The organism is Seminibacterium arietis, from assembly GCF_042675725.1.
GTDB classification, from domain to species: domain Bacteria; phylum Pseudomonadota; class Gammaproteobacteria; order Enterobacterales; family Pasteurellaceae; genus Seminibacterium; species Seminibacterium arietis.
Map to the genome: position 1 here is coordinate 106,925 of NZ_JBHTJN010000009.1, position 16,431 is coordinate 123,355.

The 16,431-nt window shown below is 35.2% G+C and carries 14 protein-coding genes; 4 read left to right on the forward strand and 10 right to left on the reverse strand.

Annotated elements, in window-relative coordinates; genetic code table 11:
- Positions 1–82 precede the first annotated feature (82 nt).
- Complete coding sequence (gene ffh, locus ACFQ02_RS04395; protein WP_380819816.1) at positions 83–1,459, forward strand: signal recognition particle protein; 1,377 nt, start codon at positions 83–85, stop codon at positions 1,457–1,459.
- Positions 1,460–1,503: 44 nt separating this feature from the next.
- Here ffh and ligA read toward each other — a convergent pair whose 3' ends face one another.
- Positions 1,504–3,525, reverse strand: a complete 2,022-nt coding sequence (gene ligA, locus ACFQ02_RS04400; protein ID WP_380819819.1) for an NAD-dependent DNA ligase LigA — start codon at positions 3,523–3,525, stop codon at positions 1,504–1,506.
- A 76-nt stretch (positions 3,526–3,601) separates the two neighbouring features.
- Positions 3,602–4,600 carry a cell division protein ZipA gene (zipA, locus tag ACFQ02_RS04405; RefSeq protein WP_380819822.1) on the reverse strand — a complete coding sequence of 333 codons (999 nt, stop codon included), beginning with the start codon at positions 4,598–4,600 and terminating at the stop codon, positions 3,602–3,604.
- A 148-nt stretch (positions 4,601–4,748) separates the two neighbouring features.
- Here zipA and cysZ point away from each other — a divergent pair, with 148 nt between their 5' ends.
- The gene (gene cysZ, locus ACFQ02_RS04410) at positions 4,749–5,537 is read left to right on the forward strand and encodes a sulfate transporter CysZ (protein WP_380819825.1); all 789 of its coding nucleotides are present in this window, start codon (positions 4,749–4,751) and stop codon (positions 5,535–5,537) included.
- Between the two features lie 93 nt (positions 5,538–5,630).
- On the forward strand, positions 5,631–6,578 hold the full coding sequence (gene cysK / locus ACFQ02_RS04415) for a cysteine synthase A (RefSeq protein ID WP_380819829.1): 948 nt from the start codon (positions 5,631–5,633) through the stop codon (positions 6,576–6,578).
- 77 nt (positions 6,579–6,655) lie between these two features.
- On the opposite strand, the gene fucP is transcribed toward cysK, so the two are convergent.
- The 8 genes from fucP to deoC all read right to left on the reverse strand — a co-directional run bounded on the left by fucP (position 6,656) and on the right by deoC (position 14,897).
- Complete coding sequence (gene fucP, locus ACFQ02_RS04420) at positions 6,656–7,945, reverse strand: L-fucose:H+ symporter permease (RefSeq protein WP_380820170.1); 1,290 nt, start codon at positions 7,943–7,945, stop codon at positions 6,656–6,658.
- A gap of 47 nt (positions 7,946–7,992) precedes the next feature.
- Positions 7,993–8,643: an L-fuculose-phosphate aldolase gene (gene fucA / locus ACFQ02_RS04425; protein ID WP_380819832.1), complete on the reverse strand. Its 651-nt coding sequence runs from the start codon at positions 8,641–8,643 to the stop codon at positions 7,993–7,995.
- Between the two features lie 23 nt (positions 8,644–8,666).
- On the reverse strand, positions 8,667–9,101 hold the full coding sequence (gene fucU, locus ACFQ02_RS04430; protein ID WP_380819835.1) for an L-fucose mutarotase: 435 nt from the start codon (positions 9,099–9,101) through the stop codon (positions 8,667–8,669).
- Between the two features lie 9 nt (positions 9,102–9,110).
- On the reverse strand, positions 9,111–10,568 hold the full coding sequence (fucK, locus tag ACFQ02_RS04435; RefSeq protein ID WP_380819837.1) for an L-fuculokinase: 1,458 nt from the start codon (positions 10,566–10,568) through the stop codon (positions 9,111–9,113).
- Positions 10,569–10,635: 67 nt separating this feature from the next.
- Positions 10,636–12,399, reverse strand: a complete 1,764-nt coding sequence (gene fucI / locus ACFQ02_RS04440) for an L-fucose isomerase (protein ID WP_380819840.1) — start codon at positions 12,397–12,399, stop codon at positions 10,636–10,638.
- Between the two features lie 203 nt (positions 12,400–12,602).
- Positions 12,603–13,355 (reverse strand): DeoR/GlpR family DNA-binding transcription regulator, encoded by a 753-nt coding sequence (locus ACFQ02_RS04445; RefSeq protein ID WP_380819843.1) that lies wholly within the window; start codon positions 13,353–13,355, stop codon positions 12,603–12,605.
- 96 nt (positions 13,356–13,451) lie between these two features.
- Positions 13,452–14,204: a DNA-binding transcriptional repressor DeoR gene (deoR, locus tag ACFQ02_RS04450; protein ID WP_380820172.1), complete on the reverse strand. Its 753-nt coding sequence runs from the start codon at positions 14,202–14,204 to the stop codon at positions 13,452–13,454.
- A 21-nt stretch (positions 14,205–14,225) separates the two neighbouring features.
- Positions 14,226–14,897, reverse strand: coding sequence for a deoxyribose-phosphate aldolase (gene deoC / locus ACFQ02_RS04455; RefSeq protein ID WP_380819846.1), 672 nt, complete (start codon positions 14,895–14,897; stop codon positions 14,226–14,228).
- 342 nt (positions 14,898–15,239) lie between these two features.
- On the opposite strand from deoC, the gene rfaD reads away from it, so the two are divergent.
- Positions 15,240–16,166, forward strand: coding sequence for an ADP-glyceromanno-heptose 6-epimerase (gene rfaD / locus ACFQ02_RS04460; RefSeq protein ID WP_380819849.1), 927 nt, complete (start codon positions 15,240–15,242; stop codon positions 16,164–16,166).
- Positions 16,167–16,431: the final 265 nt, after the last annotated feature.

The following is a 16,431-nucleotide window of genomic DNA, read 5'->3' on the forward strand; positions in this document are numbered from 1 at the left end:
TATAAATTTCTTTCAAATGATGAAAATCTAGTAAATTTCAGTATAATTAGGTCAGTTTTATGGATTAAATTTAGGATCAATAATGTTTGAGAATTTATCAGATCGCCTCTCAAAAACCTTACGCAATATCACAGGAAAAGGGCGATTAACAGAAGAAAATATCAAAGAAACTCTACGTGAAGTGCGAATGGCGTTATTAGAAGCAGACGTAGCGTTACCTGTAGTACGAGATTTTATTAATCAAGTTAAAGAGCGGGCTATTGGCGAAGAAGTTAATAAGAGCTTAACCCCTGGACAAGAGTTCCTCAAGATCGTGCAATCTGAGCTTGAAAAGGCAATGGGTGAAGCTAATGAAAGTTTAAATTTAGCTACACAGCCTCCCGCAGTAATTTTAATGGCTGGTTTACAAGGTGCAGGGAAAACAACAAGTGTCGGTAAATTAGCAAAATTTTTACGTGAGCGTCATAAGAAAAAAGTGCTTGTAACATCTGCTGATGTTTATCGACCAGCTGCAATTAAACAACTAGAAACACTAGCTCAAAGTATTCAAGTCGATTTTTTCCCGTCTAATTCACAGCAAAGCCCAGTAGAAATCGCACAAAATTCACTCGCAGAAGCTAAACTAAAATTTTACGATGTGCTAATTGTGGATACGGCTGGACGTTTACACGTGGATACTGAAATGATGACGGAAATTCAGCAAATTCACACCGCTCTTAATCCAATCGAAACTTTATTTACTGTTGATGCAATGACTGGTCAAGATGCAGCGAATACTGCTAAAGCTTTCAATGAAGCTTTACCATTAACAGGTGTTATCTTAACTAAAGTAGATGGTGACGCACGTGGAGGTGCAGCTTTATCTATTCGTAAAATTACAGGAAAGCCAATCAAATTTTTAGGCGTTGGTGAAAAAACCGATGCTCTTGAGCCATTTCACCCTGACCGTATAGCTTCTCGTATTTTAGGAATGGGAGATGTACTTTCTTTAATTGAAGATTTACAACGTTCAGTAGATCAAGAAAAAGCTGAAAAAATGGCTCAGAAATTCAAGAAAGGTGACCAATTCACGCTTGAAGATTTCCGTGAACAGCTTATCGAGATGAAAAAAATGGGTGGCATGATGAGTATGCTTGATAAACTGCCTGGTGCAAAAAATCTACCTGAACATGTAAAAAATAAAGTTGATGATAAAACTTTCATAAAAATGGAAGCTATCATTAATTCGATGACTTTAAAAGAAAGAGCAAATCCAGATATTATCAAAGGATCTCGTCGTCGTCGAATAGCCTTAGGATCTGGCACGCAAGTACAAGACGTTAACAAGCTACTCAAACAGTTCGATGAAATGCAGCGTATGATGAAAAAAATACGAAAAGGCGGAATGGCAAAAATGATGCGAGGAATGCAAGGCATGATGGGAGGGTTAGGTAATCTAGGAAACATGTTCCGACGCTAACCCAAAAGTGCGGTGTTTAAAATATCACCGCACTTTAATATCAATTAACTATAGTGTTCAACTAATTCAAGAAATTCCTTTTCATTCATTACCTTAATACCTAGCTCTTTCGCTTTATTTAATTTTGAACCTGCATTTTCGCCTGCAATAACATAATCCGTTTTTGATGATACACTGCCACTAACTTTACAACCCAGTTGTTGTAAAATAGCTTTTGCTTCATTACGCCCCATTTTAGCTAATGTTCCCGTCAACACAACTGTTTTACTGTTCAATGGATTCTCTGTCACTAAAGTTGGTTGTACATCATCCCAGTGTATACCTTGATTAATTAAGTCTTCTACTACGGATACATTATGAGCTTCACGCCAAAATACTAAGATATGGTTCGCTACAACTTCACCTACATCAGGCACTGCTTGCAATTCTTCCAGTGTTGCCGCCTGAAGTGCGGTCAGATTTCTAAAATGATTTGCTAAATTTAATGCTGTTACTTCACCGACTTCTCGAATCCCTAATGCGAAAATAAAACGTTGCAAACTTGTTTTCTTCGCTTTTTTAATGCCATTGATTACATTTTCAGCTGATTTTTCACCCATTCTTTCCAACCGCATTAGAGTTAATTTATCTAACCTGAATAGATCAGCTGGTGTATGAATATATTCACGATCAACCAATTGTTCAATTAATTTACTTCCTACACCATCGATATCCATTGCTTTGCGGGATACAAAGTGTTTTAAAGATTCTTTTCTCTGTGCGGCACAAATTAGACCACCTGTACAACGTGACACAGCTTCGTCTTTAATACGAGCAATTACCGAATTACAAACAGGGCAGTGAGTTGGAAATATAATTTGTTTAGCATTTTGTGGACGACGTTCTCGTATTACACCAACAATTTGTGGGATAACATCACCTGCTCGCCGAATAATTACTGTATCGCCAATAGCTACATCTAAACGTGCAATTTCGTCGGCATTATGCAGAGTAGCATTACTTACCGTCACACCTGCAACAAAAACAGGTTTTAGCTTCGCAACTGGGGTAATTGCCCCCGTTCTTCCCACTTGAAACTCAACATCATTTAACAAAGTCAACTCTTCTTGTGCTGGAAATTTATAAGCAATTGCCCAGCGAGGAGCCTTAGAAACAAAGCCTAATTTTTGTTGTAAAGCAATATCATTGACTTTTATCACAGTGCCATCAATATCATAGCCTAAAGAACGACGTTTCTCACCCATAGTGCGGTAAAAATCAACTACTTTTTCAATAGTATTGTAAAGTCTAATTTCGTTGTTGATAGGAATACCAATAGACTTTAACCATTGTAAACGTGCAAAATGCGTTTTAGGCAACAATGTTCCTTCAAAAATCCCTATACTATAAGCATTAAAGAGCAAAGGTCTGGTTGCTGTAATTTTAGGATCAAGCTGACGTAAAGATCCAGCTGCTGCATTGCGAGGATTTGCAAAAAGTTTTTCGCCTTTTTCTAAAGAAATACGATTGAGTTGCTCAAAACCGCTATGCGACATAAAGACTTCACCTCGTATTTCTAAACGTGTTGGAGGATTATTAGTCAGTAATTGTAATGGAATGTTACGAATCGTACGAATATTTGCTGTAATATCTTCTCCTGTTGTCCCATCACCACGAGTCGCAGCCTGAGTTAATCGTCCGTTTACATAAAGAATACTCACTGCAAGCCCATCTAACTTAGGTTCACAACAAAAATCTAAAGAATCAGGCATTACTATTAAACGGTCTTGAATACGTTTAACAAACGTCTTCAATTCATCGTTAGAAAAAGCGTTATCTAAAGATAACATCGGCAATTCATGGCGAATTTGGTTAAAACTGGCTAAAGGCTTAGCTCCAACACGCTGAGTGGGTGAATCAGCATCAATTAATTGTGGATATTGCTGTTCTAGTGCTTTTAATTGATGAAATAAACGATCATACTCGGCATCAGGTACGGTAGGCTCATCTAATACATGGTATTGATATTCATATCTACGCAATGTTTCTTTTAATTCATTAATCTGTTTGATAATTTGGTCAATCATTTTGAATCCTTGATCAAAATGACCGCACTTTCACAACAACCAAAAGTGCGGTCAATATTTCATATATTTTAGTCGATTACATTACTCGGTTTAAATAAGCTTGCTCTTCTTCTTCCGTAAAAATGTCTTGTTGTTCCGTCAAAATAACTCCTCCTAATTCACTCGCAATAGTTTTTGCTGCTCGAATCATCATCCGTAAATTTGCTAAATCACTACCATGTGAAGGAAGCTGCATAAATAAAGCAAGACCTACCGTATAAAACTCTGCCATATTATGTTGCTCAAAAGTACCTGGCTTCTCAATATTTGCTACACTAAATAAAATAGGACTGTTGATACTCAAATCTAAATGACGGTGATAAATTTGTTTTTCACCAAAAATAAAACCCAGATCATCCAATACTTGAGCTATCAAAGCTCCGTTAAAATCACGTTGTTCATGAGATACAATGTAAAGAGTAATAAAAGTGGGTTTAACATCGTTTTGTGGTTGTACTGATTTTAAAGTAATGTCTTCAGTTTTTGCTTTAGCATCTTCCTCTTTTAATTCCGTTGTATTCACTGATGACATAACGGGCTTAGAATCTATATTTACTGCGTTAGCTAACTGCTCTCTTAAAAGAACATTAGAAGAATTGATTCCTTTTTGAGTATCAATACTATTTTCTATATCAGCAATAGTAGCACTGCCTATATCAAAAGAAGCCTGAGAAAGAGGTTCTACTGTTGCATTCATTGACTTTGGTGAATTTGGTAAACTAATTTTAATTTGACTCACTGCTTGTTCAATAGTTTGACTATCTTGAACAGAAGAATCTCTACTTTCATCAAAATTTAAAGTTTCTTGACTTAATGCTGATGACAACTTACTATCCTCGCAATCATTAGTCTCCTCAACAGTAAATAAAGATGATTCGCCATTTTCCTGTAGCTCTCTGATTCTTGCCTCTTTAGTGAAAGTGTGAGCATTATGAAAATAACGAGTTTTCTCACGCCGATTTGCCCATAAACCATGAGCGACTAAAATAACTAACGCTGTCACACATAAAACGATCAAAACAGTACTTAATTCCATCATACTCTCCCACTTCTTACGTCTGATAAGACATTATCAACGGTGCTAGCTTAACACATTTTAAGCTTGTAGCGATATGTAGAAATTGATTTTTTTAATCCCATTTTGTATTCTTAAAACTCATTTAATATAAACAAAGTAATTTATGATGTTAAAACAAAATCAACTAAAACAAGGATTCCATTATTTTATTATGGGTTGGCATTTAATTCGTCAAAAAGGGTTAAAGCGTTTCGTCATTATGCCAATACTATTAAATATATTGTTATTGAGTGGGTTATTATGGTTATTTATAAATCAAATCGACTCCATGATCGATATTCTAATTAGTTATATTCCAGACTGGCTAAGCTGGCTCGGTGGCATATTATTAGCATTATCTATATTTATGATAATAATTTTATTCTATTTTATTTTCACCGCACTTTCTGGATTTATCGCGGCACCATTTAATGGGCTATTAGCGGAAAAAGTGGAAAATTTACTTACTGGCAAAAATTTACAAGAAACTAGTGCTATTGATTTCATTAAAGATCTTCCTCGTATGTTAAAACGTGAATGGCAAAAGCTAAAATACTCACTGCCTAAGCTAATTCTTTTGTTTTTACTAGGATTTATTCCTCTTGTTGGACAAACTTTCATTCCTTTTATCACTTTTCTATTTTCCGCCTGGTTGATGGCTATTCAATATTGTGATTACCCTTTTGACAATCACAAAATTTCTTTTCCAGCAATGAAAAGTGCATTAGCTGAAAAATCAACAATCAATCTAACTTTTGGCGTTTTAGTGTCTTGCTGCATGCTTATCCCTGTGATTAATCTTGTCATTATTCCAGTAGCAGTATGCGGAGCAACTGCTATGTGGACAGAACAATATCGAGGGCATTTTCTACCAGAAAATGACGAAAAAAATTCACCTACAACGTTAGTCAAATAATCTTTAATTATAAAATATAGCAAACTGCTATTTTCAATTTTAAAGAAAAACTGTTAAAAATATTTTTATGAACGTAACCAGTAGGAAAGCACTATGACAATTTATGCAGACAACTCTTACTCTATAGGAAATACTCCTTTAGTACAGTTAAAAAACTTTGGCAATAAAAATATTGTCGTAAAAATTGAAGGACGGAATCCAAGTTTTAGTGTGAAATGCCGTATCGGTGCAAACATGATATGGCAAGCAGAAAAAGATGAGCTACTAACTAAAGAAAAAGAAATTATCGATGCAACTAGTGGGAATACAGGAATTGCATTAGCCTATGTTGCTGCGGCAAGAGGATATAAAATCACTTTAACTATGCCAGAAACTATGAGTTTAGAACGTAAACGCTTGTTACGTGGATTAGGCGTCAACTTAGTCTTAACGGAAGGTTCTAAAGGCATGAAAGGAGCTATCGCTAAAGCAGAAGAAATCGCTACAGCTAATCCTAATCGCTATATTATGCTGAAACAATTTGAAAATCCTGCTAATCCAGCTATTCATCAACAAACCACAGGACCAGAAATTTGGCAACACACAGAAGGAAAAATTGACGTACTTGTTGCGGGAGTAGGAACGGGCGGCACAATTACAGGAATCAGTCGCTACATTAAACAAGATCAAGGAAAAGCAATTACATCTGTCGCAGTTGAACCAGCCGAATCTCCTGTAATTAGCCAAACTCTCGCTGGAATAGAAATAAAAACTGCTCCTCATAAAATTCAAGGTATCGGGGCGGGATTTATCCCTAAAAATTTAGATCTGTCTCTAATTGATAAAGTAGAACAAATAGACAGTGAAACCGCAATTGCTACTGCTCGTCGTTTAATGTCGGAAGAAGGTATTCTTGCAGGAATATCCTCAGGTGCTGCTGTGGCTGCGGCTGAACGCATTGCAAAATTACCTGAATTTGCTGATAAATTGATTGTTGTCATTTTGCCTTCCGCTGCTGAACGTTATTTAAGCACCGCACTTTTTGAGGGGATAGAGGGCTAATTTATTAATTGGAAGGGCTATTTTAACTAACAAGTGCGGTAAAAAAATCTATATTTTTTACCGCACTTGTTAATAAGTTATTTAAGTATTCGCCAAGAGCGATAGCCATAAATAGCAATGACTACAAAACAGATCAAAGGTAAAACAAAAGAAATATTTACTGCTGGGAATCCCCATAATTCACCTTGATCAATAATCACCCCCTGTAGTGGTGTCATTAATGCACCTCCTACAATTGCCATCACTAATCCTGCAGCACCAAGTGTTGATTCTTCTTTCAATCCGTAAAGAGCAATACCATAAATAGTTGGAAACATGAGAGACATAAATCCTGAGGTAAGAATTAAACAGTACAATCCCCAAATACCATCAATAAAGATTACACCTAAAATACTCAACAAACCTCCCAAAGCAAATAAATATAACATAAGTTCAGCTTTTAAATATTTCATTAAGCTAGTACTAATAAAACGGCTACAGATAAAAATTGCCATGGCAATGATATTAAAATTTTGTCCTTCAGCCTTCGTAAATCCTAATCGTTCTGCATACTGAATAATGAATGTCCAACACATAATTTGAACACCAACATAAAAGACTTGAGCAACTACACCCTCACGGTATTTTTTATTCATATACAAACGCTTAACTAAACTTTTAAAGTTTATTTGATTGCTCTGCTCTTCTATTTTAGTTGAAGGCATTTTATATAAGCCAATGATCAGCATTACTACTAGCACAACTAAACCAACTACTAAGTAAGGATTACGAATAATTTCTAAATCATGAGTACGGACTATTGACTTCTCAGCTATTGAAAGCGTATCAAAGATCAAATTTCCAGCCTCATCTCGTTTATCAGATACCAAATTAGCTAACACTACATTGGAAGCAATAAACATTCCAGTGATCGATCCTAATGGATTGAAAGCTTGAGCAAAATTCAATCTTCGAGTTGCAGTCTTTGGATCGCCCATAGAAAGTATATAGGGATTAGCTGTTGTTTCAAGAAAAGCTAAACCAAAAGTTAAGATATAAAGAGAAAATAGAAAGAAAGTAAATTCTTCGTATAACGCTGCGGGATAGAATAAAAATGCACCTATAGCATACAATGCCAATCCTAATAATACTCCACTTTTATAACTGAACCGACTAACAAAAAGTGCAGCCGGAATTGCCATTGTTCCATATCCCCCATAAAAAGCAAATTGCACTAATGCAGCTTCAGATGCAGGAATTTCCATAACAGTTTGAAAAACTGCAACCATAGGATTGGTAATATCATTAGCGAATCCCCATAAAGCAAATAAGCTAGTAATTAAAATAAAAGGGATCACAAATTTTTTTTCGAGTACTTTAGCAGACATCATTTTTCTCCTCATAATCGTAGAATAGATACCATTAGGTTATTTCATTATTTTTCCTCAATCCGTAAACCATAGGATTTGAATTTTTCTAATACAGCAACCATGTTTGCTTTAGAAAGTAATGGAATAGGCTGATTTGTTGCTAATAATTTCATATACCATTCAGCTAATATTTCCACTTCATGAGCGAGCCACAATGCTTTATCAAGATTTGTTTCGGCTGCAATTAAACCATGATGAGATAATAATATCGCTTTACTTTCTTTAATTCCTTCTTTGACATATTGAGCTAACTGAGACGTCCCAAACGTAGCGTAAGGAACACAAGGAATATGATCTGTACCGCTAACAGCTATCATATAATGAATAGCAGGAATATCCTTTTCCAGAATAGATACTGCTGCACAATGTTTCGCATGATTATGTATGACTGCATTACAATCAAGTCTAGCTTGATACACAGCAAGATGGAAAAGCCATTCACTTGAAGGCAACTTACCCTTTTCATATACACCATTATTATCTACATAAACGATACTTTCTTCTGTCATTAACTCATAAGGCATACCCGTTGGTGTAATCAACATACCCTCTTTGTAACGAACACTGACATTACCTGCTGTTCCTTGATTTAAACCTAATCTTGTCATTTCCAAACAGGTATTGATAATTTTTCTTGATAACGCTTGTCTAGTCATTTTTTAATCTCTTCTCTAAAAATTTAAAATGAAGGTGTCACACCTTTTTTAAGAATAATATTGCCGTATTTTGCTATTTCACCAGTAATAACAATGGCATAAGCCTGTTTTGCACGTTGATAAAATTCAAAGCGTTCAATTCGTTCTAAATTTGGTAAATCTTTCACCGCACTTTTAATAGCATTTAAATAACGTCTTTCTACTTGAGGATCCAAATCATCGCCTTGTACGGGTTTCATCATTATTAAAGGAGCCTTTACATAATTATCGAATTCAAATAATAAACTGATACCCTGTAATAAATGATCTATAGATACTCCATCAGCACGAATAACTTTTTGCTGTAAACTATGAGCTGGGAAATGTGCATCGCATAAAACTAGCTCATCGCCATGCCCCATCTCTGCTAAAACTTTAAGTAATTCAGGTGAAATTGCAGGATGAATACCTTTTAACATAAATGCTCCTTAATAATTTTGTCGTAATTGTTGATAAAGTGAAGATTGTTCAGAAGGGTAAATACGTCTTTTCACTGGCGACATTACTTGCTGTGCGACAACAATATTCTCATAAACACCAACATGGGTGAAAGCAAACATAGCTGCACCTAATACTGTACATTCAGCTACATCTACAATATCAATAGGAAATCCTAATACATCAGCACGAATCTGATTCCATAGTTTATTTTTTGATCCTCCTCCTACACAAATAAGACTGTCTGTTTGGAATCCACCTTGATGCTGTAATAGATTTAGTCCATTACTAAGTTGCATTGCCATGTACTCCAAAGCTGCTCGATAAATTTCTCCTCTTGTAGATGTTATCGATAATCCTTTAATCTTCCCTGCTCCAACACCGTTTGAAGGCAAAAAACTATTACTAAAAGAAACACCATTCGAGCCAACAGGAATGTTTTCTGCAGCAGAGATCATAGTAGAATAATAGTCTTGACTATCTTTGACATCCGAAAAGAATAATTTACCAATCCATTCCATCACTCCTGAACCTAACCATTGTACAGCTGGGTTGAAGTAACCAAATATTGCATCAAATTCAGTTGTTAACTCTTGTGAAAAATCATGAAAATTAGGAAATGCTTTTTCTGTTCTTACCATCAAAATTTCCCAAGTACCAGAACTCAGCACAGGTTGATGTAACTTAGCACCCGATCCAAACACAGCAAATTGAGTATCATGTCCTGACGAAATAACAGGGACTTGATTTAATCCCCATTTTTTTGCAAGTGTGGCTGATAAATGACCTATTTGATCACCTGCATATACAAATGAAGGGAAATGATTTTCTGTTAAATCTAATGCAGACAATATCTTATGATCCCAGCTACCTCTACGTAAATCTGTCATCATTGATGTTCCTGCCATCGTATGATCCGTACTAAATACACCCGTCAGTCGATGATTTAACATGGATGAAATAAAAACAAACTTGTCCATCCGTTTAAAAATATCAGGTTGATTTTCTTTTAACCAAATAAGTTTAAAGAGAGTATTAAAGCTATGAAGTCCAACCCCATTTCTTTGATAAAGATCATTAATATCAAAATATCGATCAAGATTTTGCATGATCGATATAGTTCGAGGACACTTCCATGAAATAATCGGATAAATTTGTTTTCCAAAACGATCAAAGGCTGTGCCATCGACACCAAATGTTGTTACTGTTATCCCAATCACTTCTGTTAATGGCATTTCTGATTGCTCTAACTGTGCTAAAGTATGTAATACACATTGTTCCAGTTTTTTCCAAATTTCATCAAAATCCCAAATATGATAATCTGGGTTACCTGAATCAACAGATGTGCAGTTAGCAATATGATGAGAAGCAAGAATATTGCCATATTGATCTAATGCAATAGCACGTAAATTTGTCGCTCCACAGTCAAGAACTAAGATAATAGACATAAACACCCCCCAAGTGCGATTAAAATTAACCGCACTCTCATCAAATTGAATTCAATTAAATTAGATATTATTTATATAGTGGACCGAAATTGGCACAAGCTCGGTAATCTTGCCCCTCTTTGTCTTGTCCAAATCCATTCCACGCACTTGGACGGAATATTTGTTGGTCTGGCAAATTATGCATACACACAGGAATCCTCAACATAGAAGCAAGAGTAATTAAATCTGCACCTACATGACCATAGGTTATAACACAATGATTTGCTCCCCAATTCGCCATTACAGAATACACATCAGTAAAGGCACCTTGACCTGTTAAACGAGGAACAAACCAAGTACAAGGCCAAGTTTCATTAGTTCGTTTCATCAATGTATCATGCACCTTTTTAGGTAACTCAATTGACCAACCTTCCGCTATTTGTAACACAGGACCTAAGCCTTTAACAATATTTAAACGGTGCATTGTAAATGGCATATCTCCTTTTGTAGTATATTGAGAGGAATATCCACCGCCACGGAAATATTCATGTACTGCTGGACACCAACGAGTATGCTGAAGACATTTTTGCCCATCTTCTTCTGTTACTTCCCAAATGGGCTTAATTACAGGTTGACCATTTTTACTGTGTTGTCCTGTTCCGTCTAAAGCTGCTGAACCTGAATTAATCAAATGAATAAAACCTGTTTCAGGACTAAATCCTGTTGCTTTCTCAACTGATTCAGGACTCCAATAAGTTCGTACATCAGCAAAAATTTGTGCTTGTCCTGTTAACTGATGACCGAATAGCATATTCACACCGTTTAGTGAGTCATTTTCGGTAGCAAGAAGATAAGGCGGTCGTACACCATTCCAGTCATAACTAGAATTTAGCACTGCCTCCATAAAATCTCCGTTAGGTAAATGATCTGTCCATTGGCGTTGCCCTTGGAACCCAGCGACAATAGCATTATGCCCTAGAGCTTCTTCTCCATAATTAAGCTGAGCTAATTTTGGGTTTCCTACCATTAAATCACGAGTAATAATCGCCATCTTGACGACATTTTCCCATAATTCTGCTCTCTCTTTTGGATTAAGTTGATGTTCAATGCTATTTACGTCAATTCCTTCCTTACAATAGGTACTAACCCAAGATAAAGCCAAATCCACCTCTTCTTGATCATAAATTTTTCGATCTAAACGGCGTTTAATCTCTGTCATATCAACATATTCATTACGCATACCTAAATATTCTTGGAAAAAAGGTTGATTCACAATAGAACCAGCAATTCCCATAGAAACAGAGCCAATCGATAAATATGATTTACCACGAATACGAGCAACTACTAAGCCCGCTCGTGCAAAACGGAGTAGCTTTTCTTTCACATCTTCAGGAATAACATTATCATCTGCCTCTTGCACTTCTGTGCCATAAATTGAAAAAGCTGGCAACCCCATTTGTGAATGTCCTGCAAGAGCAGCTGCTAAATATACTGCTCCAGGTCGCTCTGTACCATTAAATCCCCAAATTGCTTTTGGCATATAAGGATCCATATCAATTGTTTCTGATCCATAACACCAACAAGGGGTTACAGTTATAGTTAATCCTACGTTATTTAGTTTAAATTTTTCTGCACAAGCGGCGGCTTCAACAACACCACCAATACAAGTGTCTGCAATGACACACTCAACAAAATCCCCATCAGGATGACGTAACGTACTTTCAAATAATTGAGCAACTGATTTTGCCATATTCATCGTTTGATCTTCTAGTGATTCACGCACTCCTAAACGGCGACCATCAATAGTAGGACGAATCCCAATTTTTACTGGAGTAAAATTAGATTGTGTCATTTTGTATTCCCTCTCTTGCCTAAGATATTATTGATATAAAGTTATTAATTATTGTTTATTAAAATGAATAGTCTGTTTACTTTTTTCTAGAAGTTGTATTATTTTTGTGAGATCGATCACAAAATTTAACTGTTAAGACATGATTTTTATGCCCATTTAATAAAATAATAAATAAAAACGGACATTTCAGGCATGAAACCTAATTAAATATAAGAAATAAAAATGTCTTTATCCTGACAATAGTTTTGAAAAGTATCGTTTGGAAGTTTATCCGTAAACAAAATATCAACTTGTGATAACTCACCTAATTTAATTAAATTTTTACGCTCAAATTTAGAACTATCTGCTAACAAAAATTTTTTTTCAGATGTATCTAATAATTTACGTTTTGTTGAAGCATTCACCTCATTTGATTCCCAAATTGCTCCACTACTATCTAATCCAGAACAAGAAAAAATACAAATATCAATATGTAAACGAAGTAATAACTGCTCAGAAAGAGGTCCATAAAATGCATCATATTTAGCAGAATAAACGCCACCCGTTGCAATTGTTCTTACATTAGGTCTATTAGCAAGTGTAACAATGTTACGCATTGAATTTGTTACAATCGTACAAGGAATATTTGGGATAAGTTGTGCAAAATGCCAACTAGTAGAACTCGCATCTAAGCCAATAACTGAGTTTTCAAACACGTACTCCACTGCACTTTCAGCAATTTGCTTTTTTGTTTCATAGTTTGCCCTCAAGCGAGACTGAAAAGAATGTCCAACATCTTTCGTTCGACAACTTACAGCACCGCCATGCACTCTATGCAACAACCCTTTTTGACTTAATTTAGCTAAATCACGTCGTATTGTTTCTACCGATACTTCAAACTGGACTGCTAATTCATTTACATTCACTTTTCCGATAGAATCAAGCAAATGTAAAATTAGCTCTTCTCTTGATTGCATAATTTTCCCCTAAACAGTCAAAACGGTCAGGTAAAATTATATGCTTTTAACTCAAAATAACAATATTTCAATTTATTCAAGGGATAAACGATTGAACTAATACACCAAACTAGGAATATTATCGCCAAATTCTGGTGGCAGGGGCTGATCTGAAATAAGTAAATCAAATTGATTTAAATCAGCAATATAAGACTGATGTACTTGGTTTATTTTACTGTGATCAAACACGAGAATACGCTGTTTTGTTTTTGATATTGCCTTTGTTTTCAGTTTTGCTTCATTGAAATTAAAACAAGTCACACCTTGCAACAAATCCACTCCAGCTGCAGAAATAAATGCTTTTGTGGTACAAATGTGGTCTACTTCTGAAGTCAAATGAATCGGTGTGAAAGATGAATTATGACGAGAGTAATTACCACCACACAAAATCAGTTCGCAATTAGGTTTATCTTGTAATACAACAAAAGTATTTAACGAACAGCAAAGTGCGGTGAAATTTATCGAATTATCAATTTGTGACGCAATAAATGGTATCGTGGAGCCACAATCAAAAAAAACAACATCACCATTTTTAATTAACCTCGCGGCTAACTTGCCAACGTGCATTTTTTCAGCAACATTTCTATTCTGATGTTCCGCAATAAAATAATTATTTTCATAATTTTGCTTTGCATTATCAACAAGGTAGCCGCCAAGTAACGAGATTTTCCCTGCACTGTTATTAAGATCTCGACGAATTGTCATTTCTGATACTTGCAAAAATTTTGCTGCATCACGTAAATGCAGTTTATCGTTTTGCTTTAATAAGAAGAGCAGTTGTTCAACACGCGAAGATATTTTTTTCTCAATCATCAGTGCAGTTCCATTCAATTAATAATTGCTTTCTTTATCAACTAAGCCATTGATGATTGCAATACCAGCACTTGCACCAATACGAGTAGCCCCCGCCTTAATCATTGCGATTGCAGTTGCTGTATCACGCACACCACCCGATGCTTTAACACCAATTTCACCTACAGTTTGTTTCATCAAGGCAACGTCCTCTACAGTGGCTCCGCCCTTATTAAAACCTGTTGACGTTTTTACAAAAGCAACATTTAATTCTCGGCAAATTTCACAAGCCTTAATAATTTCTGCTTTACTCAATAAACACGTTTCTAAAATAACTTTCAACGGAACGCCTGCACAAGCGGTTAATACTGCTTTAATATCTTCTTTAACAAGATCCCAACATTCAGACTTAATCCACCCAACATTAATTACCATATCAATTTCATTAGCACCTGCTTTAATCGCTTCTTGCGTTTCAAACGCTTTTACAGCTGTTAAATTTGCACCAAGTGGAAATCCGACTACTGTACAAATTTTAACATCGCTATTTTTCAACCGCTCTTTTGCCAAAGGAATATATCCCGAATTGATACACACAGAATAAAATCCGTTTTCGAGAGCTTCATCACATAGTTGAAGAATATCTTTTTCATTTTTTTCTGCCGTAAGTGCGGTGTGGTCGATATATTTTGCAATATCTTTTGCTTTCATTTGATTCACCTCATTTTGTTAATAAGAAAACTAGGTCTGATTCTATAGTTAGAAATTGGAAATATGAAAAATGTTATATTTTTAACATAATTCTCATTATAAACTATAAAAATAAATTTTTGTTAACTATATAACAATCAATAGCAAATTGATAGTCTTTTGTATTTTTGTAAGGTTTGATGTTGTATTGCTGTGGCTTTTAGTTTACTTATTACAGAAAAACTGAGACATAATTTAATTTTTGACGAAAACAAACCGCACTTCATAGACTATTTTTTAAGTACACAATCTACTTAAAATCCTTTAGAATAAATATAATTTTTACGATTGAAGGATAACATTATGATTATTGTCACTGGCGGTGCAGGGTTTATTGGAAGTAATATTGTTAAGGCTCTAAACGATATAGGTCGAAAAGATATTTTAGTAGTAGATAATCTAACGGATGGTACAAAATTTAGTAATTTAGTCGATTTAGATATTGCAGACTATTGTGATAAAGAAGATTTCATTGCTTCTATTATTGCTGGTGATGACTTTGGAAAAGTCGATGCCGTATTCCATGAAGGTGCATGTTCAGCAACTACTGAATGGAATGGAAAATATATGATGCAAAATAATTATGAATACTCTAAAGAATTATTACATTATTGTATAGATCGACAAATCCCATTTTATTATGCTTCAAGTGCAGCAACTTATGGTGACAAAACAGATTTTATCGAAGATCGTCAATTTGAAGTTCCACTCAACGTGTATGGCTATTCTAAATTCTTATTTGACGAATATGTACGAAAAATTTTACCTACGGTTCAATCCCCTGTTTGTGGATTTAAATATTTCAACGTTTACGGTCCAAGAGAGCAACATAAAGGAAGCATGGCGAGTGTAGCGTTTCATTTGAACAATCAAATTTTAAAAGGTGAAAATCCAAAATTATTTGCAGGTAGCGAACACTTTTTACGTGATTTTATCTACGTGGGTGATGTTGCAAAAGTCAATATTTGGTGCTGGCAACAAGGTATATCAGGCATTTATAACTGTGGTACAGGAAAAGCTGAAAGCTTTGCAGAAGTAGCAAAAGCGGTAATAGCTTTCCATCGTAAAGGACAAATTGAAACTATTGCGTTCCCTGAACATTTGAAAAGCCGTTATCAAGAGTACACTCAAGCAGATCTAACAAAACTTCGTGCAACAGGTTATGACCAACCTTTCAAAACTGTTGCCGAAGGTGTAGCTGAATATATGGCGTGGTTAAATCGAAAATAACTTTATTATCCATAAAGTGCGGTGGAGTTTAAGAAATTTTCACCGCAATATCTTATTTTCGAATGAGGTAACATACTCAAAAAATAAAGATATAATAAACTGAATGCGGTATATTTTTCATTGCATTAACAACTAGCTAATTTAATTCCGTTTATAGCAAACGCTGAAAAATATCTGATAAAAAACGACCGCACTTTTAGTGATAAATCGAATAAAAACTCGCCTTAATATGAGCAACAATATGTTAAACAAAGAACTCAATGCT